Source organism: Streptomyces sp. NPDC052036, assembly GCF_040680495.1.
Lineage (GTDB): Bacteria > Actinomycetota > Actinomycetes > Streptomycetales > Streptomycetaceae > Streptomyces.
The window spans coordinates 738565-765281 of sequence record NZ_JBFAWW010000001.1; the positions used below are offsets into that span (position 1 = coordinate 738565).

Annotated in this window: 23 protein-coding genes; 7 read left to right on the top strand and 16 right to left on the bottom strand. The window is 69.7% G+C overall.

What is annotated here, in order from left to right; genetic code table 11:
- Nucleotides 1-102 precede the first annotated feature (102 nt).
- The 3 genes from AB0L95_RS03465 to AB0L95_RS03475 all read right to left on the bottom strand — a co-directional run bounded on the left by AB0L95_RS03465 (nucleotide 103) and on the right by AB0L95_RS03475 (nucleotide 2974).
- Nucleotides 103-834 carry a hypothetical protein gene (locus AB0L95_RS03465; RefSeq protein ID WP_365156116.1) on the bottom strand — a complete coding sequence of 244 codons (732 nt, stop codon included), beginning with the start codon at nucleotides 832-834 and terminating at the stop codon, nucleotides 103-105.
- A 1042-nt stretch (nucleotides 835-1876) separates the two neighbouring features.
- Nucleotides 1877-2464 (bottom strand): TetR family transcriptional regulator, encoded by a 588-nt coding sequence (locus tag AB0L95_RS03470; protein ID WP_365156119.1) that lies wholly within the window; start codon nucleotides 2462-2464, stop codon nucleotides 1877-1879.
- 99 nt (nucleotides 2465-2563) lie between these two features.
- Nucleotides 2564-2974 (bottom strand): helix-turn-helix domain-containing protein, encoded by a 411-nt coding sequence (locus tag AB0L95_RS03475; RefSeq protein WP_365156122.1) that lies wholly within the window; start codon nucleotides 2972-2974, stop codon nucleotides 2564-2566.
- A 98-nt stretch (nucleotides 2975-3072) separates the two neighbouring features.
- Between AB0L95_RS03475 and AB0L95_RS03480 the strand changes: the two genes are divergently transcribed.
- Entirely contained in the window at nucleotides 3073-3672 is a 600-nt protein-coding gene (locus tag AB0L95_RS03480) for a flavodoxin family protein (RefSeq protein ID WP_365156125.1), read from the top strand.
- Nucleotides 3673-3809: 137 nt separating this feature from the next.
- A complete protein-coding gene (locus tag AB0L95_RS03485) occupies nucleotides 3810-4223 on the top strand; it encodes an SRPBCC family protein (protein ID WP_365156128.1) in 414 nt (137 codons plus the stop codon).
- Between the two features lie 118 nt (nucleotides 4224-4341).
- Here AB0L95_RS03485 and AB0L95_RS03490 read toward each other — a convergent pair whose 3' ends face one another.
- Both AB0L95_RS03490 and AB0L95_RS03495 read right to left on the bottom strand, forming a co-directional pair.
- Entirely contained in the window at nucleotides 4342-7236 is a 2895-nt protein-coding gene (locus AB0L95_RS03490; protein WP_365156131.1) for a SpoIIE family protein phosphatase, read from the bottom strand.
- Nucleotides 7237-7438: 202 nt separating this feature from the next.
- Nucleotides 7439-8545: an alkene reductase gene (locus AB0L95_RS03495; protein ID WP_365156134.1), complete on the bottom strand. Its 1107-nt coding sequence runs from the start codon at nucleotides 8543-8545 to the stop codon at nucleotides 7439-7441.
- A 429-nt stretch (nucleotides 8546-8974) separates the two neighbouring features.
- Between AB0L95_RS03495 and AB0L95_RS03500 the strand changes: the two genes are divergently transcribed.
- From AB0L95_RS03500 to AB0L95_RS03510, 3 genes are all read left to right on the top strand, one after another.
- Nucleotides 8975-9925: a sucrase ferredoxin gene (locus AB0L95_RS03500; RefSeq protein ID WP_365156137.1), complete on the top strand. Its 951-nt coding sequence runs from the start codon at nucleotides 8975-8977 to the stop codon at nucleotides 9923-9925.
- Nucleotides 9926-10007: 82 nt separating this feature from the next.
- Entirely contained in the window at nucleotides 10008-11729 is a 1722-nt protein-coding gene (locus AB0L95_RS03505; RefSeq protein WP_365156140.1) for a sensor histidine kinase, read from the top strand.
- Nucleotides 11726-12415, top strand: coding sequence for a response regulator (locus AB0L95_RS03510; RefSeq protein WP_365156143.1), 690 nt, complete (start codon nucleotides 11726-11728; stop codon nucleotides 12413-12415). The genes AB0L95_RS03505 and AB0L95_RS03510 overlap by 4 nt, the downstream gene beginning before the upstream one ends.
- A gap of 17 nt (nucleotides 12416-12432) precedes the next feature.
- On the opposite strand, the gene AB0L95_RS03515 is transcribed toward AB0L95_RS03510, so the two are convergent.
- The 3 genes from AB0L95_RS03515 to AB0L95_RS03525 form a co-directional block, all read right to left on the bottom strand.
- Nucleotides 12433-13494 (bottom strand): ABC transporter substrate-binding protein, encoded by a 1062-nt coding sequence (locus tag AB0L95_RS03515; RefSeq protein WP_365156146.1) that lies wholly within the window; start codon nucleotides 13492-13494, stop codon nucleotides 12433-12435.
- Between the two features lie 123 nt (nucleotides 13495-13617).
- Complete coding sequence (locus tag AB0L95_RS03520; protein ID WP_365156149.1) at nucleotides 13618-14481, bottom strand: ABC transporter permease; 864 nt, start codon at nucleotides 14479-14481, stop codon at nucleotides 13618-13620.
- Entirely contained in the window at nucleotides 14471-15286 is an 816-nt protein-coding gene (locus tag AB0L95_RS03525; RefSeq protein ID WP_365156152.1) for an ABC transporter ATP-binding protein, read from the bottom strand. Before AB0L95_RS03525 ends, AB0L95_RS03520 begins: the two co-directional genes overlap by 11 nt.
- A gap of 160 nt (nucleotides 15287-15446) precedes the next feature.
- Here AB0L95_RS03525 and AB0L95_RS03530 point away from each other — a divergent pair, with 160 nt between their 5' ends.
- The gene (locus tag AB0L95_RS03530) at nucleotides 15447-16139 is read left to right on the top strand and encodes a response regulator (RefSeq protein ID WP_365156155.1); all 693 of its coding nucleotides are present in this window, start codon (nucleotides 15447-15449) and stop codon (nucleotides 16137-16139) included.
- A gap of 145 nt (nucleotides 16140-16284) precedes the next feature.
- Here AB0L95_RS03530 and AB0L95_RS03535 read toward each other — a convergent pair whose 3' ends face one another.
- The 6 genes from AB0L95_RS03535 to AB0L95_RS03560 all read right to left on the bottom strand — a co-directional run bounded on the left by AB0L95_RS03535 (nucleotide 16285) and on the right by AB0L95_RS03560 (nucleotide 23228).
- Complete coding sequence (locus tag AB0L95_RS03535; protein WP_365156158.1) at nucleotides 16285-17877, bottom strand: cation acetate symporter; 1593 nt, start codon at nucleotides 17875-17877, stop codon at nucleotides 16285-16287.
- The gene (locus AB0L95_RS03540) at nucleotides 17874-18437 is read right to left on the bottom strand and encodes a DUF485 domain-containing protein (protein WP_365156161.1); all 564 of its coding nucleotides are present in this window, start codon (nucleotides 18435-18437) and stop codon (nucleotides 17874-17876) included. The genes AB0L95_RS03535 and AB0L95_RS03540 overlap by 4 nt, the downstream gene beginning before the upstream one ends.
- Nucleotides 18438-18507: 70 nt before the next feature.
- On the bottom strand, nucleotides 18508-19185 hold the full coding sequence (locus AB0L95_RS03545; RefSeq protein WP_365156164.1) for a response regulator transcription factor: 678 nt from the start codon (nucleotides 19183-19185) through the stop codon (nucleotides 18508-18510).
- A complete protein-coding gene (locus tag AB0L95_RS03550; protein WP_365156167.1) occupies nucleotides 19182-20333 on the bottom strand; it encodes a histidine kinase in 1152 nt (383 codons plus the stop codon). Before AB0L95_RS03550 ends, AB0L95_RS03545 begins: the two co-directional genes overlap by 4 nt.
- Nucleotides 20330-20854: a DUF1453 domain-containing protein gene (locus tag AB0L95_RS03555; RefSeq protein ID WP_365156170.1), complete on the bottom strand. Its 525-nt coding sequence runs from the start codon at nucleotides 20852-20854 to the stop codon at nucleotides 20330-20332. The genes AB0L95_RS03550 and AB0L95_RS03555 overlap by 4 nt, the downstream gene beginning before the upstream one ends.
- A gap of 250 nt (nucleotides 20855-21104) precedes the next feature.
- Nucleotides 21105-23228: a DNA topoisomerase IV subunit B gene (locus AB0L95_RS03560; RefSeq protein WP_365156174.1), complete on the bottom strand. Its 2124-nt coding sequence runs from the start codon at nucleotides 23226-23228 to the stop codon at nucleotides 21105-21107.
- Nucleotides 23229-23670: 442 nt separating this feature from the next.
- On the opposite strand from AB0L95_RS03560, the gene AB0L95_RS03565 reads away from it, so the two are divergent.
- The gene (locus AB0L95_RS03565) at nucleotides 23671-23901 is read left to right on the top strand and encodes a hypothetical protein (RefSeq protein WP_365156177.1); all 231 of its coding nucleotides are present in this window, start codon (nucleotides 23671-23673) and stop codon (nucleotides 23899-23901) included.
- A gap of 230 nt (nucleotides 23902-24131) precedes the next feature.
- Here the strand turns inward: AB0L95_RS03565 and AB0L95_RS03570 are convergent, their stop codons facing one another.
- A complete protein-coding gene (locus tag AB0L95_RS03570) occupies nucleotides 24132-24950 on the bottom strand; it encodes a serine protease (protein WP_365156180.1) in 819 nt (272 codons plus the stop codon).
- 120 nt (nucleotides 24951-25070) lie between these two features.
- The gene (locus tag AB0L95_RS03575; RefSeq protein ID WP_365156183.1) at nucleotides 25071-26600 is read right to left on the bottom strand and encodes an RNA polymerase sigma factor; all 1530 of its coding nucleotides are present in this window, start codon (nucleotides 26598-26600) and stop codon (nucleotides 25071-25073) included.
- Nucleotides 26601-26717: the final 117 nt, after the last annotated feature.

Genomic DNA, 26717 nt, shown 5'->3' on the forward strand with positions numbered 1-26717 from the left:
AGCCGGCATTCCGCGGCCCTGTGTGAAGCGAGCCACCCCACCCGGCACGGGTGGCCCCGGCGTGCGGTAGCAGGCCCGCCGCGCCCGCCCCTTCGAACCCGCTCAGTGCTCCGTGCGGGAGGACCAGAGCGCGGCACCGCCCTGGCTGATGACGACGTTGCCGTCGTTCTGCAGCACCAGTTCCGCGCCGTTGTGTCCCTCGGTGCCTGACGACCACACGGCCTGATTCGCGCTGTTGTACACGACCAGGTTGCCGTCCGCCTGGAAGACGGCGTGGTTGCCCGCTCCGAAGGTGTTCGACGCCCACCGGGCGTGTCCCTGCTCGTCGTAGATGACCAGGTTGTCGTCACCTTGCATCGTCAGGCGAGCGAGGGCGGCGGACCACGACTGCCCGGCGGACAGGGTGCGGGTCGCCTGGATCACCACCGTGCTCGCGTTCGCGTGCGGGTCGGCGGTGTGCCTGGGGATCGTGGCCCTGTGCCGGACCGGCACCGCGCTGCTGCGAGGCACGGCGTGCTTGGGCGGCTTCCGCTGCTGGGGCAGGGCGCTCGGGGACGCCGTCACGGCCTGCTTCTCGTTCTTCGCGGCAGGCCCCCGGTGCTTCCCGGTCCCCGGCGAGGAAGGAGCGCTCGTCCCGGCGGTCCCGGCCGAGGCGTCCGGGGTCCCGGCATCGGCGTCCTCGGTGCCGAGTACGGCGCGAACGGGGGTGTCGTGCTGCTCGGCCTGCTGATTCTGGTCCTCGTGGCCGCGGCCGAACAACAGCAGGCCGCCCCCGACGAGGAGGACTCCCGCGGCGCTCGCGGCCGCGAGCAGCGGCCTGCCCGAGCGGCGCACGTGACGCGTGGCGCGGTCTGCGGCGACGGGAGCCGCCTGGGCACCGATCGTGGGGCCTGACGTTCCACGGCGACCGGGGCCGCTTCGGCACCGATCGCGGGGGCCGGAGCGGCCCCGGCATCAGTCCTGGCGACCTTGACCTCCGCGGCGACCGAAGCCGCTTCGGCACCGATCGCGACAGCCCGAGCCGCCTCGGCCCCAACCCTGCCGACCTGAACCTCCACAGCGACTGAGTCCGCCCCGGCGCCGATCGCAGCAGCCGGAGCCGCCTCGGCACCCATCGCGGAGGCCTGGCCTTCCACGGCGGCCGGGGCGCTCCCCGCGAGCCCGTCCGGCCGGATCTCCTCGGCTGCGGAGACGGAGAGCTCCGGTGCTTCTTCCGTCACCGCCGCTTCCTCCGCGGTCACCGCGGCCACGCCGTACTCCACGCCGCGCGGGGCTGCGACGACCGGGGACGGCTGCTCCGAAGGCAGAAGCGGGGTGTCAGGGGCTTCGAAGCCTGGAACAGGGTGGTCGGATCCGGCCGCGGTCTGCTCCACCGGCTGCGACACCGCCTCGGCCTCACTGTCCGGCACGGCGGGGACGGCCTGCTCCGCGGCTGCGGAAGCGACCCCGGTCGCGTCCGGAAGTGGGTCTTCGGCGACGCTCGCCACGGGGCCGTGGTCCTCTGTGGCCTCCGCGTCGGCGGTCTCGTAGAGCGAGTCCATGCCCCAGGCCTTGAGGTCGTCGTCGGACATGGTGCCCCAGGACTCGACCTCGTTGTCCGTGCCGGCGTCGGAGGCCCTTGCGTCTGCCTCATGCGATGTCCAAGCGTTTATGAAGAGTGGATACCGTGGAGCACGCCGATCATTTCATGGCACCATCCGCAACTGAAAAGGCATCAGTGCGGGCGGTCATTGCGCGCTTTCACAAGGTGGACTGTCCGACTGGTGATCAGGTGAGCGAAAAATGCCTCTGCCCAACGGGAATTGGATCGGCCGAGACCCACAATTCCCCTTGCGTAAAACACCTGACGGCGTTTTTTCGCCAGTCTGCGCACCGTTCAGCACAAGTCGGCTGCGGGGTCGGCGCCCGGCCAAGCGGGCACGTCCCCGCCGGTCAGAGCGCGATACAGGACCTTGAGGTCGCCGACGATGTCCACGGAGGGGTCTCTGAGCCACTGGATCTGCAAGCCTTCGAGTGCCGCGATCAGGACACGGGCCTGTGAGGCGTAACCGGGCCCTAGTAACTTCCGCGTCCGCGCGTTGAGCGCCTCGGACCGCTGGAGCATGAACGAGTGCGCGGGGTGCCGAGGGTCGGCGGCGGCCGCGCTCATGTCGACGAAGAGCTTGACCAGACCGGGCGTCCGCACGGTGTGGGCGACCACGGCCCACACACCGTCGAGGCTGGTGAGGTCGTAGGTCTCGGCGTATGTGCGGTCGCGCTCCTCGAGGACGGCCACGAGCAGCGCGTCCTTGCTGTCGAAGTAGTGGAGCACCCCCGCCTCGGTCAGCCCCGCCGCCTGCGCGATGGTCCGGAGTGTGGGTCCCTGTCGGCCCGAGGACTCGTAGGCGTTCAGCGCCACTCGGAGGATCTCCGCACGCCGGGCGACTCCCTTCGCGTACTGACTGCGTCGCGACTTCGTCGTCATGCGCCCGAATCTACCGCGGGCCCGCACCAGGTCCGGCCGCGTACACCATGCCGGGCCGTGTGCACCAGGGAAACCCGGCGTCACCAGGTTTCGTGGTCGTCAGTCGGCGGTGCGCTGGTCGTAGGCGGCGCGGGCGGCGTAGACCCGGGCGGCACGGGTGTGGGTCCAGGTGCACAGGACGCGGGTCTCCTCCGCGATCTCACCGCCGAGATCGGTCAGCCCGTAGTGCACCAGCGGCGGCGTGGCCCTCGGGTCGACCGTCCTGGCCACCAGCCCGTCGCGCTCCAGGGTCCGCAGGGTCTGCGAGAACATCTTGCGACTGATCCCCCCGATGGACCGCTGCAGCTCGGAGAACCGCTGCACACCCCGCTCCCGCAGGCTCAACAGCATCAACAGCGCCCACTTGTCCGCCAGGTCCACGAACACGTCACGGCTCGGACAGGCCGCGTCCAGGATGTCCATCGGCCGCTCCGGATCCAGACCCACGGGTGACTGCTCTTCTTGTGACATAACCCTCACAGTACACCCAGCACCCCCACGGGGGCTTGACCTCTAAAAGAGGTCAGCTCTAGATTGGAGTCCTGACCTACTCAAGGAGCAAACCTGCCATGACCACCCGCCGCCCCCGCATCGCCATCGCCTTCCACTCCGGCTACGGACACACCGCCGTCCTCGCCGAAGCGGTCAGGCGCGGCGCCGAAAAGGCCGGAGCCGACGTCGCCCACATCGCCGTCGACACCATCACCGACGAGGACTGGCAGCGCCTCGACGACGCCGACGCCATCATCTTCGGCTCCCCCACCTACATGGGCGGCGCCTCCTCCGCCTTCCACGCCTTCGCCGAAGCCACCAGCCGCCGCTACCTCAACAACACCTGGGCCGACAAGATCGCCGCCGGCTTCACCAACTCCGCCTCCAAGAGCGGCGACAAGTCCAACACCCTCGCCTTCCTCACCGCCCTCGCCTCCCAGCACCACATGATCTGGGTCGGCCTCGGACTGCCCCCCGGCTGGAACGCCCTCACCGCCGACGAGAACGACCTCAACCGGCTCGGCTACTGGATCGGCGCCGCCGCCTCCACCCCCCAGGACGGCGGCACCGACACAGTCCACCCCTCCGACATCGCCACCGCCGAACACCTCGGCGCCCGCGTCACCCACCACGCCGACATCCACATCGCCGGCAAGAACGCCCTCGCCCACCGGTAACACCCACTCGCACCCCGCCCACGCCCTGCATTCCCCACACACCGGCATGCGAGGGCGTCCACGGACGACGGTGCACCGTGCCCCGTCACCGACCGCGGGGTCGGCCCCCTTCCGCACACCCCGTGAGGACCGAGCGCATGACCGCCTTCAGCCTGAATCAGCACTACGACGCCCCCGCCGCCGAGGTGTGGGATCTCGTCGGCGACTTCTACGCCGTGGAGAAGTGGATGCCCGGCGTCGCCGGTGTCCTGAAGAACGAGAACCAGCAGACCCGCGTCATCACGATGCATGACGGCGCGCGGCTCGTCGAAAGGCTCACGGATGAGGGCCCGCTCTTTCACCACTACCGCTTCGACGACCCCGGGCCGGTCCCGGTCCGGGACTTCACCGCTCGCCTCACGGTGACGGCGCTCGGCCCGGACCGGTCCGAGATCGACTGGGCCGCCCAGTTCGAGTCGGCGCCGGGAGTCACCGAGGAAGCGGCCACGACCGCCATGGTGGGCTTCTACCAGGCGTGCCTTGACAAGATCGCGGCGGAACTCGGCGCGTAGGGGCCGGGAACAGGGCGGCCGATCCCTCCCTCTCGCCCAACCCCACCAGCACGCGCGGCCCTTCGCGTCCATCCTTCTGGTCGACCGCCTCAGCCTCGCCGTCGCCGCCCTCAAAGGCTCACCGAGGCAGGTCGGCAGTCAGAGGCTGTTCGGTCCAGAGGCATTTGCCGGAGGAAGTGTAGCGGGCACCCCAGCGACTGGTGAGGGCGGCGATCAACTGGAGCCCGCGGCCGCTCTCGTCGGTGTCGGCCGCGCGGCGGATCCTGGGCATCGTGGGGCTGGCGTCGGTGACTTCGCAGACAAGGGTCCGGCCGCGCAGCAGCCGTAGCGTGATCGGTCCGCGCGCGTGGCGTACGACATTGCCCACGAGTTCGCTGACGACGAGTTCGGTGGTCGTGATCAGCTCGTCCAGGTTCCAGGCCGTGAGCTGGTCGCGGACATACGTACGGGCCTGGCCGGCGGCTTTGGGGTCGTCCGGCAGTCGCCGGCAGAAGGTGTCCTCGGGAGCCAGTGCGTGGACGCGGGCGACGAGCAGCGCGCTGTCGTCGCGGATGACGCGCTGCTCGGGCAGCAGGGCGGTGACCACGCGGTCGCACAGGTCGTCGAGGGGCTCTGTCCCCTGAGCTCGTACGGGACCGGGCCGGTCGAGGTGAAGGTGACGGGCCAGGCGGTCCATGCCTTCGTCGATGTCCAGCTCGTCGGATGCGACGAGGCCGTCGGTGTAGAGCGCGAGCAGGGCGCCGTCCGGCAGGCTGAACTCGGCCGTGTCGAAGGGCGGGGCGGCGGCACCGAGCGGCGAGTTGACGGGCAGGTCGGGGAAGTAGGTGGTGCCGTCGGGCAGAAGTACGACCGGCGGAGGATGACCGGCGGTGATGGCCTGGCACAGTCGGCTGGCCGGGTCGTAGACGATGCAGAGGCAGGTGGCGTAGAAGTCGTCCCCGAGAGCACTCACACCTTCGTTGATGTGGAAGAACAGCTCGTCCAGCGGCTGCTCCAGGTCGGCGAGCGCACGGCCCGCGGTGCGCAGGCGGCTCATGGTGACGGCCTCGCGCAGGCCATGGCCCATGACATCTCCGATGGCCAGGGCGACCCGCTCGGACGACAGCGGGATGACGTCGTACCAGTCACCGCCGACATCCATGCCGTCGCCGGCGGGCTGGTAGCGGGCGGCGGTGCTCACGGCAAGCAGGGCGGGCAGGGTTCGCGGCAGCAGAGCGCGCTGGAGTTCATGGGCCCGGCGGTGCTCGGCGTCGAACAGCCGGGCTCGTTCCATGGCCTGGGCGACCATGCCGCTCATCGCCGTGAACAGGGTGCGTTCCTCGCTGCTGAAGAGGTGCGGGCGGTCGTAGGTGATGCAGGCGACGCCTATGGAATGCCCGGAGGCGATCAGCGGCAGGATCGCCCATGCCTGGGCCCCGCTCACGACGGGCAGGTCGGAGAGTTCCGGGTAACGGCCGATGAACTCCTCGACAGTGGAGATGAAGTTCGGAGTGCCGGTGAGGAAGGTCTGGGCAGCCGCGGAGAGTTCGGAGATGCGGGCGCCTTCGAACCGGTGCAGGCTTTCGTTCGAGTAGCCGGAGCTGCCTACCAGAAACGCTCGTCCGTCTTCGTTCACCCACACGCCGACGCCTTTGGCACCGAACAGGGGCACCATGTGCGTGGCCATGACACCCGCCACGTCATGTCCGGTGACCGCTACGGCAAGGGCTCGGGTCAACTCTGCGATGCGTGCGGCGCGCTCGACGGCGGCGCCCTCGGCGGCCGCCTCCTCGGCCTGCCGACGCCGGGTGCTGTTGATGTCGGTGACACACACGGTCAGGCCGTCCGGCAGCGGGGCCAGTCGCACATGCAGCCACCGGCCGGTGTCCGAGTGGATGTCCAGTTCGGTCGGCCTGCCCTCGGTCCCGGTCTGTCGGTCGACTTCCTGCAGGCCGAGCGTGCGCAGCGCGGGAACCGCTTCCCACAGCACGTTCCCGAGCAACCGCCCCGACGGAGCGAGGAGGCGCTCGGCCTCCGGATTCGCGAAGGTGATCCGCCCGGTGTGATCGACGGCCAGAAGTCCGTCGCGCATCCGCCCCAGGGCTTGCTCCGCCGATTCCCTGGCCAGGTGGCCCGGGGAGATGTCCCGCACGATCCCGGCCAGGCGAGGGCCGGAGCTGTCGTCGAGGCTCGACGCCTGCCCCCGGCCCTCCACCCGGCGCAGGCCGCCGTCCGGCTGGCGGACCCGGAATTCCACCTGGTAGAGCGTGTGGGCCCGGATGGCCTCGTCGGCCCGGGCCAGCACCAGCGGCAGGTCCTGCGGGTGGACCAGCCGCCGCCAGGTACGGATCCGCCCGTCGAACCCCTTCGCGTCGATCCCCAGGATGTCGAGCGCGGCCCCGTCCCAGATCACCCTGCCGGTACGGAAGTCCCAGCCCCAGAATCCGACAGAAGGGTCCGCCGCGGGGTAGTGCCCCGGGCGCCCCGTGTCCGTGGGCCCGGGGTGTCCCGCACTGCCGCGCAGACAGTCGGCGATCCAGACCGCCACGGCCATCAGTTGCTCGTGCAGTGCCGACTCCTGCGGCATCCGCGTGAAGGCGGAGAGCGCGCCGAGCGGCCCGTCCGGGGCCGGCATCGGAACCGAGAGCAGTCCCGTTCCCGTGGGCAGGCCCGGAGGGGACGCGTCGAGGCCGGGACTCACCGCCGCCCATGCCGGGGCGTTCGTGCGGACCGCGCAGGCAGGCGCGTCCGGCGAGCCGCGGTCGACCTCTTCCCAGTGCCGGGCCGACGGCCCCTCGATGCCGGTCTCCACCGCCAGGTACAGGCTGCGACTCCCCGGGGCCCCGAGATGCACCATGCCACCCAGTGCCTGGACCACCGCGACGGCGCGGTCGAGTCCGGTCCGTAGCAGTTCGTACGTGCTCGATCCCGCACCGGGTACGGACGACAGGGGCGGGAGTTCCGGTGCCGGGGCACCTCCGGGAGCCCCGCCCGCGGCCGCCACGTCCGGGCCATGCCTGCTCTTGCCCGACATCGTCTCCCCACCTGCCAAGCCGGTCAGGAAAGATATAGACAAAACACTATCCGAAGTGGAGTAATTGCGAATATTCCGGGCTTCTGGGGCCGGAAGGTCGGGTTGCGACCCTTCGCACCTTGCCGATCAGCCCGGGGCGCTCGCGTGGGGCGCGACCCGGCCCCGGCAGTCAGGGACCGGCATGCGGTCACCGGTGACTGCCTCACGCACCCAAGGGCGGGTAGTCGGTGTAGCCGGCGGCATCCGGACCGTAGATCAAGTCCCTCTTGGGTTCGGCGAGCGGCGCATGGGCGGCGAACCGGGCCGGCAGATCGGGGTTGGCGATGAACGGCTGCCCGTAGGCGACCAGATCCGCCAGGTCGTCCGCCAGGACCGCGTTCCCCCGGCTCCGGTCGAAACCGACGTTCGCGATGACGGTGCCCTGATAGACCTTGCGGAAGTGCCGGAACATACCGTCGCCGGCCAAGCCCTCCAACGGCCCTCCGGCGGCATCGGCCATCATGCCCATGAGCAGGAGATGCGACAGTTCGTAGTCGTTGAGCCGCCCGAGTACGTACTCGCTCTCGGTCAGCGCCTCGGGTCCGGAGACGAACTCTCCCGTCTCACCCCAGGCGGGTCCGGCCTTCACGCCGACGCGCCGCAGGTCGACGTACTCGCCGACGGCCTCGATGATCTCGAAGAGGAACCGGGCACGGTTCTCGATCGAGCCGCCGTAGCGGTCGGTGCGCACATTGGTGCGGGGATTGAGGAACTGGCTGATCAGATAGTTGAAGCCTGCCTGCAGCTGCACACCGTCGAATCCCGCCGCCATGGCGTTGCGGGCCGCCGTCGCATAGTCGGCGACCGTCCGCCGGACGTCCTGCGCCGACATCGCCAGGGGCTCCACGGTCGGCCGGCGGCCGGACGACGTCGGAGACAGCAGCCCGGGGTTCACCGCCGACGGGGCAAGGGGCGGACGGCCGTCGAAGAAGTCGGGGTGGGAGGCCGAGCCGGTGTGCCACAGCTGAGCGAAGATGACACCGCCCGCCTGGTGGACCGCGTCCGTCACGCGCTTCCAGTGGGCGACCTGCTCGTCGGCGAACAGCCCGGGGACGTCATGCCATCCGACCGCGTCGCGGCTGATCCACACGCCCTCGGAGATGATCAGACCGGCCGACGCCCGCTGGGTGTAGTACGCGACGTGGAGGTCGGTGGGCAGAAGGTCGCCGTTGCGTGCGCGGCTTCGCGTCAGCGGGGCCATGACCACGCGGTTCGCCAGAGCGAGGTCGCGCATCTTGTACGGCTGAAGCAAGGGCTGTGCGGAAGTCATGTACGTCTCCTGGTGTGGGGGCTCCGGGAGCGGTGACGGGATGCGATCGACGACTTTGTCCGACCTCGCCCCGTTCCTTAAAGCGCGGATGTGTGCTTTAGAAAGAGGCTAGCACTTTCGCCCACTAAGGCAAATATTCGTGCCTTAGTGGGCGGGGTGGGTGTCGGTCGGCCCGTCCCTCCGTTGCGCTACGACCGCCACGACGAGGGCCGCCGGGTCCGGCGTCGGGGGCGGTGGCGGGCCGGGCGGATCACCGGCCGCCTTTTTCCGACGGGGTGTCACTTCGGTTGCCCGCCGCGAGGCTCGGGCCGCTCGTGACGTGATCGCCGACCCTCCGCGCGCTCCCCCCGTGCTTCCGGCACGCCCCAGCGCGCCCCGGGGCGCGAGGCTGGAAGTCACCACAGGTGAAGTCAGGTTAGGCTCACCTCTGTGAGTACGTGCACGACCGCGTCCCGGGACCTCGACGAGCCCCTCGCGGGGACCGCGGCGACCGCCAGAACATGGCTGCTGCTGGAGCAGCCCGGCCCTTGGGGCCCGAAGGCGCTCACATCGAGCCATCTTGATCCGGCACTCGGCCGCGCCCTGGAGGCGGCCGCGGACGGCACCGGCGTACGCATCGCGCTCATCCGCCGCCCCGGCCGACACGCCGACCACGGCACGCCCGCCCTACGGCAGGTGTATGCGGCCCACACGGTTCCCGGAAAGGTATGGCTGCACGCCGCCGCGACAGCCGAGCCGGAGCTGTTGCTCGACCTGGACTTCATGGCGCTCGGGAACGGCGATCCTCGCACCTTCGACATGTCGCTCCAGGGCGAGCCGCACACCGGCGATCCCCTCGCGCTCGTCTGCACCAACGGCAGGCGGGACCGCTGCTGCGCCCTGCTGGGCCGCCCGCTCGCGGCCGAGCTCGCGGCCTCGGGGGTCGACGGCGTCTGGGAGGTCACCCATCTCGGCGGCCACCGCTTCTCCCCCACACTCCTCGTCCTTCCGTTCGGATACGCGTACGGGCGGGCCCTGGCACCGCACGTCAAGGAGGTCCTCCACGGCGTTCGCGAAGGGCGGGTCGTGGTCGAGGGCTGCCGTGGCAGCTCCGCCTGGGAACGGCCCGCACAGGCGGCGGAGCTGGCGGTGCGCACATCGGCCCACGAGTACGCGGCGGACGCGCTGACCGTCGTCCGCACGGACGGTGCCGCACCGCGCTGGGAGGTCACCGTCGCCCACACCGACGGCCGGCTGTGGCGCGTGCTGGTGGCGCAGGGCGCCTCCCTGCCGCCGCGCCCGGAAAGCTGTGGTTCGCCGCTGGGTTCGCCGGCCCGGATGGACGTCGTGTCGGTACGGGAACTGCATGCCACGGCCCTCGCGGACCCCGCGCACTGCTGAGCCACCGGCCCCGCGGGTGCCCCGGGAGATCCATGTCACCCCGCTCATGGCAGGAGCCGTCCGTCCCCGTACCGTCGTACGCATGAGCCCATCTCCCCCTGCACGACGGCTGCGCCTCGGTCTGCCGCGGCGGATGTTCTCGCAGCTCCTGCTCATGCAGGTGGCCATCGCCGCGGGCGTCGCCGTGCTCGCGACCGGGCTGTTCCTGGCTCCGCTCGGTCACATGCTGGACGACCAGGCGATGCGCCAGGCCCTGGCGATCGCGCAGGCCACGGCTGCCCAGCCGCAGATCGCCAAGGACCTGCAGTCGACACGGCCGTCGGTCGACGGGCCCGTGCAGGCCGAGGCGGAGCGCATCCGCAAGGCCAGCGGGGCCGAGTACGTCGTGGTGATGAACATGCGGCATGTGCGCTGGTCGCACACGGACACCACGCAGATCGGCAAGAAGGTCTCGACCGACCCGAGTGAGGCCCTGGCCGGCAAAGAGGTCATGCAGATCGACAGCGGCACCCTGGGCCGCTCGGCCCGCGGCAAGGTGCCGCTGCGGGACGCGCACGGCCGGATCATCGGCGCGGTCTCCGTGGGCATCGAGTACAACAGCGTGCGGGCCGGGCTGATCCACGCGATACCGGGGCTGTTCGCCTACGCGGGCACGGCTCTCGCCATCGGTGCGCTGGCCGCGTATCTGATCTCGCGCAGGGTGCAGCGGCAGACCCGCGACCTCGCCTTCTCCGACATCTCGGCGCTGCTGGCCGAGCGGGAGGCGATGCTGCACGGCATCCGGGAAGGTGTCGTCGCCCTGGACCACGCGGGCCGGGTGCGCCTCCTCAACGACGAGGCGCGGCGTCTGCTGGGCATCGGCGACGAGGCCGTCGGCCGGTCCCTCGACGACGCGCTCGGCGAGGGCCGTACGACCGATGTGCTCACCGGCCGGGTCACGGGCACCGACCTGCTCACCGTGCGCGGCCACCGGGTCCTGGTCGCCAACCGTATGCCCACCGACGACGGAGGCGCCGTCGCCACCCTGCGCGACCGTACGGAGCTGGAGCAGCTGGGCCGGGAACTGGACTCCACGCGCGGCCTGATCGATGCCCTGCGCGCACAGGACCACGAACACGCCAACCGGATGCACACGCTCCTGGGGCTGCTCGAACTGGAGATGTACGACGACGCCGTGGAGTTCGTCGGCGAGGTGGTGGGCGATCACCGGGCCACCGCGGAACAGGTCACCGAGAAGATCCACGATCCGCTGCTCGCCGCGCTGCTGGTGGGCAAGGCCACGGTCGCCGCGGAGCGCGGTGTGGCCCTGTGGATCGCGGACCGCACGCTGCTGCCGGACCGGTTGATCGATCCTAGGGGGCTCGTCACGATCGTGGGGAATCTGGTCGACAACGCACTGGACGCCGTCGCGGGCACACCGCACGCGCGTGTGGAGGTCGAACTGCGCGCCGATGGACGTACGGCGGTCCTCCGGGTGAGCGACACCGGGCCCGGCATCCCGGCCGAGCGGCGGGAGTTGGTCTTCACCGACGGATGGTCGACCAAGCAGCCCCCGGCCTACGGCAAACGCGGGATCGGCCTGCCGCTGGTGCGCCGCCTCGCAGAACGCCAGGGCGGCACGGCCCATGTGGACGAGGCGGAGGGCGGGGGCGCGGAGTTCACCGTCGTACTGCCGGAGGCGCTCGAGGAGGCGGGCCCGCCGGCCGAGAACGGCCAGGGCCTCATTCCCCCGCAGAAGACACCCGAAGACGGCGGAACCGGCCTGAGGGCACCTGTTCACGGCCGCGAGGAGGAGTCGCGATGAGCCGGCCGATCGACGTCCTGGTCGTGGACGACGATCTGCGCGTCGCGCGGGTCAACGCCGCATACGTGGAGAAGGTCCCCGGCTTCCGGGTGTCGGCGAAGGCGCACAGCGCGGCCGAGGCACTGCGCCGGTTGGAGGCCCCGCCCCGACCGGACCTGGTGCTGATGGACCACTACCTGCCCGACGACACGGGGATCGCGGTCGTCCAGGAGATGCGCCGACGCGGTCACGACACTGACGTGATCATGGTGACCGCGGCCCGTGATGTGCAGACCGTGCAGGCGGCGATGCGATACGGGGTCCTGCAGTACCTGGTCAAGCCGTTCGCGTTCGCAGGTCTGCGGGCCAAACTGGAGGCCTACGCCGAACTGCGCCGCACCCTCGACGGCCGTGGTGAAGCCGAACAGCCCGAGGTCGACCGCATCTTCGGTGCCCTGTCGGCCGGTTCGGTGTCGGAGTTCCCCAGGAGCCACTCCCCCACCACGGCGGACCTCGTCCGCCATGCCCTGATGAACGCCGAGCGGCCGCTGTCCGCGCAGGAGATCGCCGACGGGACCGGGCTGAGCCGGCAGACCGCCCAGCGCTATCTGAAGCTCCTGGAGCGCACGGGACGGGCCACGCTGACCCTCAAGTACGGCGACGCGGGCCGCCCGGAGCATCGCTACTCCTGGGCAGCCCGCGCCTGAGGGCACGGCCGGCGGGCTCAGCCGGCGGCCTTCTTGGCGAACTCCGTGGTGTAGGTCTTGTCGAGGTCGATGGTGGCGTTCTTGATGTTGGGGTTGAACGCCTTGAGGACCTTCTCGACGGTCTCGGGCCCGTTCGCGGGCATCACACCGTCCGTGGTGAACATCGGCAGCGTGCTCTTGACGGCACTCGCGTAGAGCGTCTGGTTGCCCTGCGAGTAGTCGGCGGGCATCTTCGCGGCGATCTCGTTCGCGGAGTGCGTGGACATCCACTTCAGGGTCTTCACAAACGCGTTGACCAGCTTCTGGACCGTGTCCTTGTGGCTGTCGACCCAGTCCGTCTGCATGTAGAGGCTGGACGACGGGTACGGGCCGCCGAGCGCGTCCTGCGACCCCTGGGGGGTCCGCATGTCGACGAGCACCTGACCGAGGTTCTTCTGGATGACCGTGGCGACAGTCGGGTCCGTGGTCATACCGGCGTCGATGGAGCCCTTCTGGAGGGCGGAGACGAACGTCGGGCCGGCCCCGACGGCGACCGGGCTGAACTCGTTGACCTGCACGCCGTTCTTGACCGCCAGGTACTTGGTGAGGAAGTCCGTCGAGGAACCGAGGCCCGTGATCCCGAGCTTCCTGCCCTTGAAGTCCTTGGGCGAGCCGATGTTCTTGGAAGCCTTCTTGGAGACGAGCTCGACCTCACCGGGCGCGTGCGAGAACTGCACCACGGACTCGACGTGCTTGCCCTTGGTCTGCAGGTCGAGCGTGTGGTCGTAGAACCCGACGGCTCCCTGGACCTGTCCGGAGACGAGCGCCGTCTCGGCCTGCACGCCGGCCGGCTCGCTCAGCAGCTCCACGTCGAGGCCCTCGGCGTCGAAGTAGCCGAGCCGCTGGGTGAGCATGGCGGGCAGGTAGATGACCTTGTCCAGACCGCCCACCATGATCTTGACCTTCTCGCCCTTGCCGTCGCCCTTGCTGCCGGAACCGGAGGAGGCGGTGGAGGCGGCGTCGTTGGCACAGGCGGTGAGCGAGGTGACGGCGAGCAGGCCGCTCGCGGCGAGAGCGGCGATTCTGGCGGACTTGCGCATGGCGGTTCACGTCCTTGTGAGATGGCGGTGCGGGAGAGACAAGCAGGGGAAGGAACACGCGTCCCGGATGACGGAGCGAAGAGATCCCCGGCAGGAACGGGCGAAAAGGGAGGAAGAGAGGGGTCAGTGCTCGGAATCCGACGCCTTCCAGCGGAAGATGCGGCGCTCGGCGAAGGTGAGCAGTCCCTCGGCCACCAGCGCGACGACCGCGAGGATGACCATCGCGGCGTACACACCGGCCGCGTTGAAGGTGCCCTGCGACTGGGCGACCAGCAGACCGACACCCTTGGTGGCCCCGATGTACTCGCCGACGATGGCGCCGATGAGGGCGAAGCCGAAGCTGACGTGGAGGCTGGTGAAAATCCACGAGGTGGCCGACGGGATGACGACCTGAAGGGTCACACGCCGGTCACTGGCGCCCAGGATGCGGGCGTTGGCGACGAGGTTGCGGTCGACCTCGCGGGCGCCCTGGAAGGCGTTGAAGAACACCGGGAAGAAGACCAGGACGACGGCCGACGCCACCTTGGAGGACGGGCCGAGCCCGAACCAGATCACGAAGATCGGCGCGAGGACGATCCTGGGGATCGAGTTGAGCACCTTGATGTACGGACCGAGGACATCGGCGAGAAAGGCGATCCGGCCCAGCGCGATACCGCAGAGCACACCGGCCACCACACCGATGATCCAGCCGAGCAGCGCCTCCTGGAGGGTGACCCAGATCTGCTCGCCGAGCGAGCCGAGGGCGGTGCCATGGGTGATCCAGGTGTAGATCTGATCCCAGATCTTCGACGGCATCGAGAAGTTGAACGGGTCGATGACCTCGGTCCGGGAGAGCACCTCCCAGAGTCCCAGCACGGCGACCAGCAGCAGCACACGCGCCACCAGGATGACGGCCTTGCGCTTGCGGGCGGCACGCGCGCGTGAGTGGGCGCGGTCGGACTTGGACGTGTCGACCGTGGCCGGCGCGGAGATGACGTCAGGCGACACGGGCGGCACCCCTCTCGCGGGTGATGCGGACCTCTTCGCCGAGCGACTCCCAGATCTCGCGGTAGATCTCGATGAACCGCGGCTCCAGGCGCACCGACTCCACCTTGCGCGGCCGCGGCAGGTCGATGTCGAAGACCTGCTTCACGGTCGCGGGGCCGGCCGTCATCACGACGACCCTGTCGGCCAGCGCGATCGATTCCTCCAGGTCGTGGGTGACGAAGACGACGGAGGCGCCCGTGCCCTCCCACAGCTCCAGCAACTCGTCGGACATCAGCGCCCGGGTCTGCACGTCGAGCGCCGAGAACGGCTCGTCCATGAGCAGGATCTCGGGGTCGTTGACAAAGGTCGCGGCGAGCGCCACACGCTTGCGCTGGCCGCCGGAGAGCTGGTGCGGGTAGCGGTCCTCGAACGCGGCGAGCCCGACGCGGCCAAGCCACTCGCGCGCCTTCTCCCGTGCCTCCGCCTTGGGCATGCCACGGAAGCGGGGGCCCGCCATGACGTTGGACAGCACCGTACGCCAGGGGAACGTGGCGTCCTGCTGGAAGACGAAACCGACCTTGTCCCCGACGCCCGCGACGGGCTCGCCCGCCACCAGGACATCCCCCTCGGTGGGCTCCTCCAGACCGCTGACCAGGGTCAGTGTCGTCGACTTGCCGCACCCGGTGGGCCCCACGACGGCGACGAACTCGCCACGCCCCACCGTCAGGTTCAGGCCCCGGACGGCCGTGTGCAGACCCCCCGACGGGGTCTTGAAGGTCTTGCTCGCGCCCCGTAGCTCGATGGCGGGGCTGGTGTCTGTGCTCATGGCCGGGACCGTAGATGTGGTGCGGGCCACAACTGCAGTCTTGTGAGCGCAACCCCGTCTTCTGCTTGCAAGAGTCTGTTGTGCTCATTTTGCTCGCGCTACAACAGCGGAGCCGAAACACGGGCTTAACGCTCGCCTGGGCTTGAGGGAGAGAGGCCCGATGATTGACGTCCTGGTCGTGGACGACGATTTCCGCGTCGCCGAGATCAACGCGAAGTACGTGGGGAAGGTTCCCGGCTTCCGGGTCGCTGCCCGCGCGCACAGCGCCGCCCAGGCGCTGGCCGCCGTGGAGCGTGCCCCGATCGACCTGGTCCTGCTCGACCACTATCTGCCCGACCAGACGGGTCTGGAACTGGTCCACCGCATGCGGGAACGCGGGCACGGCACGGACGTCATCATGATCACGGCGGCCGGCGATGTGTCGACCGTGCAGAACGCGATGCGTCTGGGTGCCCTGCACTACCTCGTGAAACCGTTCACCTTCGCGGCCCTGCGCACCCGCCTCGACTCGTACGCCGCCCTGCGCCGCACCGTCGACCGGGTCGGCGGCCGGGGGGTGGCGGGCCAGGAACAGGTCGACCGTATCTTCGGCGCGCTGCGCACCACCCCTGTCTCCGCGTCGCCCAGGCTGCCCAGTGGTCAGTCCGAGCCCACGACGGACCTCATCTGCGAGGTACTGCACCAGGCCGAACAGCCGCTCTCGGCCCATGAGGTGGCCACCAGGACGGGGCTCAGCCGTTCCACCGCCCAGCGCTATCTGCGCCATCTGGAACAGGCCGGGCGACTGCGGCTCTCCCTGAAGTACGGCGACACGGGACGGCCGGAACACCAGTACACGTGGGCGGCGCCGTAGGACCACGGCCCGGGACGGGCCCCGCGCCGTGCCCCAGGGCCCGCAGAAGACGATGCGGCCGGCACCGGGGCCCTCGGCGCGAGTGCCCCGGCTCGTCGTGTACGTCACCGGGGGCGCCCGCACGCCGCCCCGGCGCCCGGGACCGTCAGACGGCTCCGGCGCCCGTGAGCGACCGGACCTCGGTCTCCGCGTGCTTGGCCTCGTCGGCCGGTTCCGCCGAGGTGACCGTGCCGAGCCAGCCCGCGAGGAAGCCGAGCGGGATGGAGACGATGCCCGGGTTCTGCAGCGGGAAGTACTGGAAGTCGACGCTCGGGAAGAGCGATCCGGGGCTTCCCGAGACGACGGGGGACAGCGCCACGAGTCCCAGCGCGGGCACGAGACCGCCGTAGACCGCCCACACCGCGCCCCTGGTCGTGAAGCTGCGCCAGAAGAGCGTGTACGTCAGGACCGGCAGGTTCGCGGACGCGGAGACCGCGAAGGCGAGCCCCACCAGGAAGGCCACGTTGAGGTCGCGGGCGAGCAGCCCGAGCCCGATCGCGAGGCCGCCGATGCCGACGGCGGCGGCCCGCGCCACCGCCACCTCGCTGCGCGGCCCCGAGCGCCGCCGCCGCAGCGAGGTGTACAGATCGTGGGCGACGGCGGCCGAGGACGCGAGGGTGATTCCGGCGACGACCGCGAGGATGGTGGCGAAGGCGATCGCGGCGACCACGGCGAACAGGACCGTTCCCCCGGTGGAGTTCGCTCCGCCGCCCAGGTTCAGCGCCAACAGGGCCACCGCCGTGTTCCCGGCCGCGTTGGACTCCCGCACCGCGCTGGGTCCGACGACGGCGGCGGCGCCGAAGCCGAGCACGATCATCATCAGGTAGAAACCGCCGATGAGCCCGACCGACCAGACCACCGAGCGCCGGGCTGCCCGCGCGGTCGGCACCGTGTAGAAGCGGGACAGGATGTGCGGCAGCCCGGCAGTGCCCAGCACCAATGCGAGGCCCAGGCTGATGAAGTCGATCCGCGCGGTCCAGTCCCCGCCGTACTTCAGGCCCGGCGCGAGGAACGCCTCACCGTGCCCGCTGCGCTCCGCCGCCGTGTGCAGCAGCGCATCGACGTTCCCGTGGAAGCGCACCAGGACGAGCACGGTCAGCGCGATCGTGCCGCCGAGCAGGAGCATGGCCTTGACGATCTGGATCCAGGTCGTGGCCCGCATACCGCCCATCGACACATAGATCACCATGAGCGCGCCGACGACGATCACCGTCCAGGCGCGCGCGGCCGCGCTGGTCCCCCCGAACAGCAGCGCGACCAGGCTGCCAGCTCCCACCATCTGCGCCACCAGATACAGCACGGACACCGTCACCGAGGACATGCCAGCAGCGATCCGCACCGGCCGTTCCCGCATCCGCGCCGCGATCACGTCCGCGAGCGTGAACCGCCCGCAGTTGCGCACCAGTTCGGCTACGAAGAACAGCACCACCAGCCAGGCCACCAGAAAGCCCACCACATACAGCATTCCGTCGTACCCGAAGAGCGCGATGAGCCCGGTCACGCCCAGGAAGGAGGCCGCCGACATGTAGTCGCCCGCGATGGCAAAACCATTCTCCATGGGCGAGAACAGCCGCCCGCCCGCATAAAACTCCTCCGCCGACCCATGCCGGTTGCGGCTCACCCAGGTCGTGATCGCCAGTGTGATCGCGACGAAGACGCTGAAGAGCATCAGCGCCAGCGCCTGATGGTGTCCGGTCACCGCTCGCCGCCCTTAAGTCCTCGTGTGAGCTCCTGGGTGTCCCAGCGCAGATCGAGCGCGGCCCGGTCCCTGCGCAACCGGGCATGCCGCGCGTACGCCCAGGTGAGGAGGAACGTCGTGAGGAACTGTCCCAGCCCCGCGAGCATCGCCACGTTCACAGAGCCCGCCACCGGTCGGCCCATCAGCCCAGGGGCCGTCTGCGCCGCCACCACATACCCCACATACCAAGTGAAGAAGACGGCGAGCCCCGGGATCACGAACCGCCGGTATCTGCGGCGCACCTCCCGGAACGCCTCGCTGCGCTGAACCTCCAGGTAGACGTCCGCCACCCGGCCGGTTCCCTCCTGTTCCGTGCGCATGTGCGGCACATCGGGAGCGGGAGCGCCCGTTCCGTCCAGTTCGCCCCAGCCGGGTGTGAGCGCGTCCTGCCAGGGGTCCTCGTAGCTCGCCTGGCCGTCCGTACCGGCGCCTTCCGGGGCCGGAGCGCGGCCTTCGCGCTTCTCAACCGAACTCTCGGGGCCTTCCCCGCGGCTGCGGAAATGGCCATTGCTTGACTTCATGCCACAAGGATGGACAGATCGGGAAGATCCCCGACTCTTCTTCTCAGACCTCTTCACCCCATCAGGTGACTCACTTCGACGGGGGCCTCACCAGCCCCTGCGCATAGGCGTAACGGACCGCCTGCGCACGGTCCTTGACCCCCGACTTGGCGAAGAGGTTGTTGATGTGGGTCTTCACGGTGGCCGTGGAGACATGCAGTCTGCGGGCGATCTCCTGGTTGGTCAGCCCGTCGGCGATCAGCATGAGCACCTCCGTCTCCCGTGCCGTGAGCCCGTCCGGCGCGACCGCGGGGGCGACCCGCTCCGGCTCCGACAGCCGCTCGAGCAGGCGCCGTTGGACACCCGGTGACAGCCCCGCGTCCCCGGAGAGCACACTCCGTACGGCCCGCACGATCTCGTCCCCGCCCGCGTCCTTGGTGAGATAGCCGCGCGCACCCGCTCTCAGCGCCGGGAACAGCGAATCGTCGTCCGCGAAGGTGGTGAGCACCACGACCTGGGTCCCCGGGTGCTCCGCGCGGATACGCCGGGTCGCCTCGACCCCGTCGCAGCGCGGCATGCGCAGATCCATCAGCACGACGTCCGGCGCGAGTTCGGCGACGAGCTTCACCGCCTCGTCACCGTCCGCGGCGGCGCCGACGACCTCGATCCCAGGAAGCAGCCCGAGCAGCATCACGATGCCCTCGCGCACCACCGTCTGGTCGTCCGCCACCACGACCCGGGCGGGCTCCCTGCTCTCCTCCTCCGTCATACCGGCACCTTCAGCGTCACCACGAACCCCTCTTCGCCCGGCCCGGCGTCCAGCGAGCCGCCTAGCAGCTCGGCACGCTCCCGCATGCCCAGGAGACCGTACCCGGCCCCCGATCCGGTCAGCTCGCCCGGCGAACCGCCCGAGTCCCTGACGTTCAGCGTCACCTGGTGCTCTGCGTACTCCAGCCGTAGGTGCACCTTGGCGCCGGGAGCGTGCTTGCGGACGTTGGTCAGGGCCTCCTGGGCGACCCTGCGGACCGCTTGTGAGGCCTCGGCGGGCAGCGGTCTGCGATCACCCGAGACGGTGACGTCCGCACCGTCCGCCGCGGCGACGAGGTCGCTGAGGAAGTCCTCGATCGGAGACATCTCACCCCGCAGGGCGGAGAGCGCCTGCCGGGTCTCGGCAAGTCCCTCGCGGGCCATGCCCCGTGCCGCCACCACCCGTTCGAGGATCTTGTCCCGCTCGGCTCCGTTCTCGATCAACAACCGGGCCGCCTCCAGATGCACCATCTGTGCCGAGAGACTGTGCGCCAGCACATCGTGGATCTCGCGGGCGATCCGGGCCCGTTCCGCCAGGGCCGCCGACTCCCTCTCGGCCGCCCGAGCGGCTCGCTCCTGGGCGAGGAGCCGGTGGGCGTTGCCCCGGGCCTCCGCGTCCAGGCGCAGCACATAGCCGGCGAGCGCCATGCCCACCACCGTGGCAGCGGTGGTCAGCCACATGTCGTTGTTGACCGCGGAGTACGCGGCGAGGGCGACCGAGGTCACGGGCGCAGCGGCCGCCAGCGGCAGCCGCTCCAGGGCGGTGATGCCGCAGCCGCACCAGATCACGAGGGCCGGAACCCGGAAGCCGGTGGCCTGTGCCGCGACCGCCAGCCCGAGCAGCACGGTGACGAGCCCCAGGGACGGCCAGAGTCTGTGCGCCAGCGTGGTGCGGAAGAAGGCCCACGCGAGCAGGGCGGTCACGACGAGGCCCGCCGCTGCCGCGACCGCACCCCAGCCGTGGACATGGCTGCTGTGGAAGACGCCCCACAGCAGCGTGCCGAGGACCACCATCCTCACGATCCAGGCGAGCAGTCGCCTGGGCTCCGAGAGCCTCCGCCGGTCGAGCGCCTCACGGGAGGGCCAGCGTGTCCACGTGCTCTCCGTCATACACGCTCCTTCCACATGGGCCGGGGCACACCGTCACCGTACGCCGTGGCCCGGCGGGCCGAGGAAGTGACGGACCGCGCACGCCAGACCAGGATCCCGGAGCGCACCAGCAGCGTGACCGAGAGGGCCAGGAGCAGGGCGGAACTGTCCTGGTGGACGCCCAGCGACGCCCCGAGGGCGAAGAGGCCGACGCGCAGGGCGATGCCGAGGATCCAGACAGCCACGCTCGCTTTGGTGCTCTTGCTCCATGCGACGCCGTCCGCCTCGGCCCATATACGGGTCGTCCAAGCCCAGCCGGCCCCGGTGGCCAGTCCGATGAGCAGCTCGGCGCCGAGCAGCACGGCGGATTCCGTGCGGTGCTGGGCATCGAGCAGGCCGGGCCCGCGCAGCGCCACGGCCGCCAGGATCACGGGCAGGAGCCACCAGCGCCGATCGGCGTCGACCTGGCGAGCACGGAACTGCCGCACGATCACCAGGGCGGCCACCGCCACGATCACCAACGCATTGACAAGCCCGGACATCACAGCCTCCGTGAGCGGAAAAGGAGCTGTCGACGGCGAGTGCTGTCGACGCCTTCGACGCTACGGAAATCCGCTGGTCAGCTGGATCGGAGCCGGGGTGGATCGTGGGTGGAACCCGGAAGGCCCCCGGTCTCCACCCACGGGTGGACGGACGTCCGCTCGTCTTGCCCCTGCCCTGCCCCGCACGTCGCGAGGGCGGTCCACGGAATGCCTTCCGCCGACCGCACTCCGACCGTCCCCGGAGCAGTTGCTAGGCGTCGATGCGCGAGCGGTCCAGCGTCGCCGCCGAGCTGGAGATGAACTCCTTGCGTGGTGCCACGTCGTTGCCCATCAGCAGATCGAAGACCTGCTCGGCGGCCTCCAGGTCGGAGAGGTTGATCCGGCGCAGGGTGCGGTGGCGCGGGTCCATCGTTGTCTCGGCCAGCTGGTCGGCGTCCATCTCGCCGAGACCCTTGTAACGCTGGATGGAGTCCTTGTACCGGATGTTCTTGCTCTGCAGCTCCAGGAGCTTGTCGCGCAGCTCGCGGTCCGAGTACGTGTAGATGTACTTGTCCTGGCCCTTCTTCGGCTGGACGATCTCGACACGGTGCAGCGGCGGCACCGCGGCGAACACCCGGCCCGCCTCGACCATCGGCCGCATGTAGCGGTGGAACAGCGTCAGGAGCAGGGTCCGGATGTGGGAGCCGTCCACGTCGGCGTCGGTCATCATGATGATCTTGCCGTAGCGGGCCGCGTCCAGATCGAAGGTCCGGCCGGATCCGGCACCTATCACCTGGATGATGGCACCGCACTCGGCGTTCTTCAGCATGTCCGTCACCGACGACTTCTGGACATTGAGGATCTTGCCGCGGATCGGCAGCAGCGCCTGGAACTCGGAGTTCCGGGCGAGCTTGGCCGTGCCGAGCGCGGAGTCGCCCTCGACGATGAACAGCTCGCTGCGGTCGACGTCGTCGCTGCGGCAGTCGGCGAGCTTGGCAGGCAGCGAGGAGGACTCCAGAGCCGTCTTACGACGCTGAGCGTCCTTGTGCTGGCGGGCGGCGATCCGCGTGCGGGCGGCCGCGACGACCTTCTCCAGGACCGTGCGGGCCTGCTGGGCCGCGTCACGCTTGGTGGAGGTCAGGAAGTCCTTCAGCTCCCTGGAGACCACGTTCGTGACGATGCGGCGCGCCGCGGAGGTGCCGAGGACCTCCTTCGTCTGTCCCTCGAACTGAGGTTCGGCCAGGCGGACCGTGACGACGGCGGTGAGGCCCTCCAGTGCGTCGTCCTTGACGACGTCGTCCTCGGCGACGCGCAGCAGCTTCTTGGCGCGCAGCACCTCGTTCATCGTCTTGGCGACGGCCTGCTCGAAGCCGGCGACGTGGGTGCCCCCCTTGGGGGTGGCGATGATGTTGACGAACGACCTGAGCGTCGTGTCGTACCCGGTCCCCCAGCGCAGCGCGACGTCGACGCCCAGTTCCCGGGTGACCTCGGTGGGCGTCATCTGGCCGTGGTCGTCCAGGACGGGGACGGTCTCCTTGAAGGTGCCCTGCCCGGAGAAACGGAGGACGTCGCAGACCGGCTTGTCGGTCGCCAGGTACTCACAGAACTCGCTGATTCCGCCGTCGAAGCGGAAGGACTCCTCGCCCTTGCTGCCGCCCTCACCGAGCCCGTACTCGTCGCGGACGACGATGGTCAGGCCGGGCACCAGGAACGCGGTCTGGCGGGCGCGCTGATGCAGCGTCTCCAGGGAGAGCTTGGCGTCCTTGAGGAAGATCTGGCGGTCGGCCCAGTAGCGCACGCGCGTGCCGGTGCGGGTCTTGGGGATCTTCTTCGCCTTGTGCAGGCCGCTCCTGCTCTCGAACTGCGTGTCCGGGCCCTCACCCGCGAAGGCACCCGGCACACCGCGCCGGAAGCTGATCGTGTGCGTGTGGCCGTTGCGGTCGACCTCGACGTCCAGGCGCGCGGAGAGTGCGTTGACCACCGACGCGCCGACACCGTGCAGACCGCCGGAGGCGGCGTACGAGCCGCCGCCGAACTTGCCGCCCGCGTGCAGCTTGGTCATCACGACCTCGACGCCGGACAGCCGGGTCTTGGGCTCCACGTCGACCGGGATGCCTCGCCCGTTGTCCCGCACCTCCACCGAGGCGTCGTCGTGCAGGATCACCTCGATGTGGTCACAGTGTCCACCGAGGGCCTCGTCGACGGAGTTGTCGATGATCTCCCAGAGGCAGTGCATGAGACCGCGGCTGTCGGTCGAGCCGATGTACATGCCAGGGCGCTTGCGTACGGCCTCGAGGCCTTCGAGGACGAGCAGGTGCCGCGCGGTGTAGTTGGAACCGTCCCGGTCTGCTCCGGTCAGCAGCGCTGTGGACGGCACGGACGTCTCGGCGGTCACGCGGTTCGCTCCTCGCTGAATTTTGGATGGGGCCCATTTGGGTAAGGGGCCGGCTTCGGTCACCGGTCCGAGGGTACCGAGGCCTGGTAGAGCCGTTGTAACGCCACCCTCGTCTGGACCCAGACTAGTCCAGACTCGTACGAGCGTTCGATCCTCAAGGGGGGGTGAAGCGCACATCACGTTCCCTTCGAGGCATGAACCATTTAGGCTCCGGGCACGTCCTCATGAACAACCGGCAACCCCGCCGGGAGGACGCGACAATCGACAGACAGCGCGAATCCGTACTACAGAAGACATGCAATACGGCACATTCGCCGCCAACCGGCAGCAGACAGCCGGCTCGGAAAGAAATTTTCGAGGAAAAGCCGCGAGCGGGAACGTTTTCGGCCTGGTTGGATGTTGACCCTGGTACGACAGCTCGTCGAGCTAGAGAAGAGGCGACGTGACTACTGTTCTGACCCCCGCGAGCCCGCTGACGGCCGCTGACCGCTGCGACCGTTGCGGCGCCCAGGCGTACGTGCGCGTCGTCCTCCTGAGCGGCGGAGAACTGCTCTTCTGCGCCCACCACGGGCGCAAGTTCGAGCCGGAACTCAAGAAGATCGCCGCTGAGATACAGGACGAGACGGAGCGGCTGACCTCCGTACCGTCGAGCGCCTCCGAAGAGGACCGCTGACACCTCGCATCACGACGAGCCGACACCGGCGCCGAAGCCGGTGTACGGGCGGCCACCCCGCTCACACGGGGAACGGCCGCCCGTACTCGTAGGGGCGCCTCCAGGCCGGCATCCTGCGCGACGCCCGCCCGGTGCGCTCCCTCGACACCGTCGGCAGCACAGAAGGCGGGCTGGGGCTCCACGCGTGGCGAAGGCCTGGCCCGCGGCATCCGGCAGGCCGGACGCCGTGCTCAGTGGACGCCGCCCAGGGTCCTGACGACCTCGGAGATGCGCGTATAGACCCCTGGGCTCCCTGCTCGCCCGCAGCCGCTGCCCCAGGACACCAGACCGATGAGCCGCCCATTGGCGACGAGCGGGCCTCCGCTGTCCCCCTGGCAGGCGTCGCGCCCGCCATTGGGCTCTCCGGCACACAGCATGGAGTGGGCGTCGTACTTCCCGTCCGCACCGCCCGGGTAGGCCCGCGCACAGTCCGGGTCCGGAAGCACTTGGAGGTTCGCGGCCCGAAGGCTGTGCGCGTACTCGGCATCCCCTGTCACATCGCCCCAGCCGTACACCGTCGCGGTCGCACCCGGCGCGTATCCGGGGTCACCGGCTGCCGCCATCCCGATCACCGAACTCGCCGGGAGCGGGGAGGCCAGGGTGAGCACGGCGAAGTCGCCCGAGTTCGTCTCCCCGTTGTACCGGGGATTGACCCACGTGGCCTGCACCGGGATCTCCGCGCCCTTGCCGGACAGCAGGTCGGTGCGCCCCGCGATGACCTTGAGATCCCGCACCCGTCCCGGTGGTGCGCCCAGAACGCCCGCGGTCATGCAGTGCGCCGCGGTCAGAACCATGGTCCGGCCTACCGCCACACCTCCGCAGAACTGTCCGGCCCGCGTACCTCCGAACCGGTCACGGCTGGCGATGGCGACCGTCCATGGACTCTGGGAGATGTCCACCGGAAAGCCTCCGATGACGACACTGTCCGCCGTGGCAGGGGCAGGGGATCCCAGCTGTATCAAGGCAGCTGCGGCTGACAGGACCAGTGCTCGGGCGAAGTGGCGGCGCATGTGCACTCCTCACTGTGACGTACCGATGGAACACCCACAGTGATCCAGCTCGTCGGATCGCGCATACGCAAAGGGGCCGGTTCCCCGGGGAACCGGCCCCTTGTCGCTGTCGGCCGCGGCCTAGTCGAGGTAGTCGCGCAGCACCTGGGAGCGCGACGGGTGACGCAGCTTCGACATCGTCTTGGATTCGATCTGACGGATGCGCTCACGCGTGACGCCGTACACCTTGCCGATCTCGTCGAGGGTCTTCGGCTGACCGTCGGTGAGACCGAAGCGCATCGAGACGACGCCCGCCTCACGCTCCGAGAGGGTGTCGAGCACGGAGTGCAGCTGCTCCTGGAGCAGCGTGAAGCTCACCGCGTCGGCCGGGACGACCGCCTCGGAGTCCTCGATGAGGTCGCCGAACTCGCTGTCGCCGTCCTCACCCAGCGGGGTGTGCAGGGAGATCGGCTCACGGCCGTACTTCTGGACCTCGATGACCTTCTCCGGGGTCATGTCGAGTTCCTTGGCCAGCTCCTCCGGAGTGGGCTCACGGCCCAGGTCCTGGAGCATCTGGCGCTGGACGCGCGCGAGCTTGTTGATGACCTCGACCATGTGCACCGGAATACGGATGGTGCGGGCCTGGTCGGCCATCGCGCGGGTGATCGCCTGACGGATCCACCAGGTGGCATACGTGGAGAACTTGTAGCCCTTGGTGTAGTCGAACTTCTCGACCGCACGGATCAGACCGAGGTTGCCTTCCTGGATGAGGTCCAGGAAGAGCATGCCGCGGCCGGTGTAGCGCTTGGCCAGGGAGACCACAAGACGGAGGTTGGCCTCGAGGAGGTGGTTCTTGGCGCGGCGGCCGTCCTCGGCGATGATCTCCAGCTCGCGCTTCAGCTTGGGGGCGAGCTTGTCGGCGTTGGCCAGCTTGTCCTCGGCGAAGAGGCCGGCCTCGATGCGCTTGGCCAGCTCGACCTCCTGCTCCGCGTTGAGCAGGGGGACCTTGCCGATCTGCTTGAGGTAGTCCTTGACCGGGTCGGCGGTGGCACCGGCAGCTGCGACCTGCTGCGCGGGCGCGTCGTCCTCGTCCTCGTCGGAGAGCACGAAGCCGGCATTCTCGGTGCCCTCGGGCTCCTCGCCGCCCTTGGCCTCCTCGAGGACCTCCTCTTCGAGGAGCTCGGCGTCGTCCTTCTTGGCGGTCGTCTTCTTGGCCACCGCCTTCTTGGCGACGGCGGCCTTCTTCGCCACGGTCTTCTTGGCGGCCGTCTTCTTGGCAGCGGCCTTCTTCACGGGCGCGTCCTCAGCCGGGTCGTCGGCGACCGGCACGGCTGGAGCGGCAGGGGCGGTGGCCTTCTTGGTGGTCACCGTCTTCGCCGCGACGGTCTTGGTGGCGGTGCGCTTGACCGGACTCTTCGCTGCGACGCTCTTGCGGGTGCGCTTGGGCTCTGCGGCACTGACCATCAGCGTCACACCCTCTTCCTCGAGGATCTGGTTGAGGCTGCGCAGTACGTTCTTCCACTGAGTGGCCGGAATCTGGTCAGCTTCGAAGGCCCGACGCACATCGTCGCCGGCGATCTGCCCCTCAGCCTTTCCCCGCTCAATGAGAGCCATGACAGAGACGGACTCGGCGATCTCCGGCGGGAGCGTACGGGATGTGCTGGCCGACACGAACAACCTCTCGGAACGTTGGAAAACGGCTTCCGGCCCCGTCCACTACGGACAGGAGCCGACCGCCGGCTTGGGGATGGGCCGACGGTGCGGGCGGGGGCCGGGGAGATCCACAGC

Bases quoted from the DNA above. Each gene is read 5' to 3' on its own strand.
- AB0L95_RS03470 (WP_365156119.1), bottom strand. From the start codon at position 2,464: ATGACGACGAAGTCGCGACGCAGTCAGTACGCGAAGGGAGTCGCCCGG.
- AB0L95_RS03475 (WP_365156122.1), bottom strand. From the start codon at position 2,974: ATGTCACAAGAAGAGCAGTCACCCGTGGGTCTGGATCCGGAGCGGCCG.
- AB0L95_RS03480 (WP_365156125.1), top strand. From the start codon at position 3,073: ATGACCACCCGCCGCCCCCGCATCGCCATCGCCTTCCACTCCGGCTAC.
- AB0L95_RS03485 (WP_365156128.1), top strand. From the start codon at position 3,810: ATGACCGCCTTCAGCCTGAATCAGCACTACGACGCCCCCGCCGCCGAG.
- AB0L95_RS03490 (WP_365156131.1), bottom strand. From the start codon at position 7,236: ATGTCGGGCAAGAGCAGGCATGGCCCGGACGTGGCGGCCGCGGGCGGG.
- AB0L95_RS03495 (WP_365156134.1), bottom strand. From the start codon at position 8,545: ATGACTTCCGCACAGCCCTTGCTTCAGCCGTACAAGATGCGCGACCTC.
- AB0L95_RS03505 (WP_365156140.1), top strand. From the start codon at position 10,008: ATGAGCCCATCTCCCCCTGCACGACGGCTGCGCCTCGGTCTGCCGCGG.
- AB0L95_RS03510 (WP_365156143.1), top strand. From the start codon at position 11,726: ATGAGCCGGCCGATCGACGTCCTGGTCGTGGACGACGATCTGCGCGTC.
- AB0L95_RS03515 (WP_365156146.1), bottom strand. From the start codon at position 13,494: ATGCGCAAGTCCGCCAGAATCGCCGCTCTCGCCGCGAGCGGCCTGCTC.
- AB0L95_RS03525 (WP_365156152.1), bottom strand. From the start codon at position 15,286: ATGAGCACAGACACCAGCCCCGCCATCGAGCTACGGGGCGCGAGCAAG.
- AB0L95_RS03530 (WP_365156155.1), top strand. From the start codon at position 15,447: ATGATTGACGTCCTGGTCGTGGACGACGATTTCCGCGTCGCCGAGATC.
- AB0L95_RS03540 (WP_365156161.1), bottom strand. From the start codon at position 18,437: ATGAAGTCAAGCAATGGCCATTTCCGCAGCCGCGGGGAAGGCCCCGAG.
- AB0L95_RS03545 (WP_365156164.1), bottom strand. From the start codon at position 19,185: ATGACGGAGGAGGAGAGCAGGGAGCCCGCCCGGGTCGTGGTGGCGGAC.
- AB0L95_RS03550 (WP_365156167.1), bottom strand. From the start codon at position 20,333: ATGACGGAGAGCACGTGGACACGCTGGCCCTCCCGTGAGGCGCTCGAC.
- AB0L95_RS03555 (WP_365156170.1), bottom strand. From the start codon at position 20,854: ATGTCCGGGCTTGTCAATGCGTTGGTGATCGTGGCGGTGGCCGCCCTG.
- AB0L95_RS03570 (WP_365156180.1), bottom strand. From the start codon at position 24,950: ATGCGCCGCCACTTCGCCCGAGCACTGGTCCTGTCAGCCGCAGCTGCC.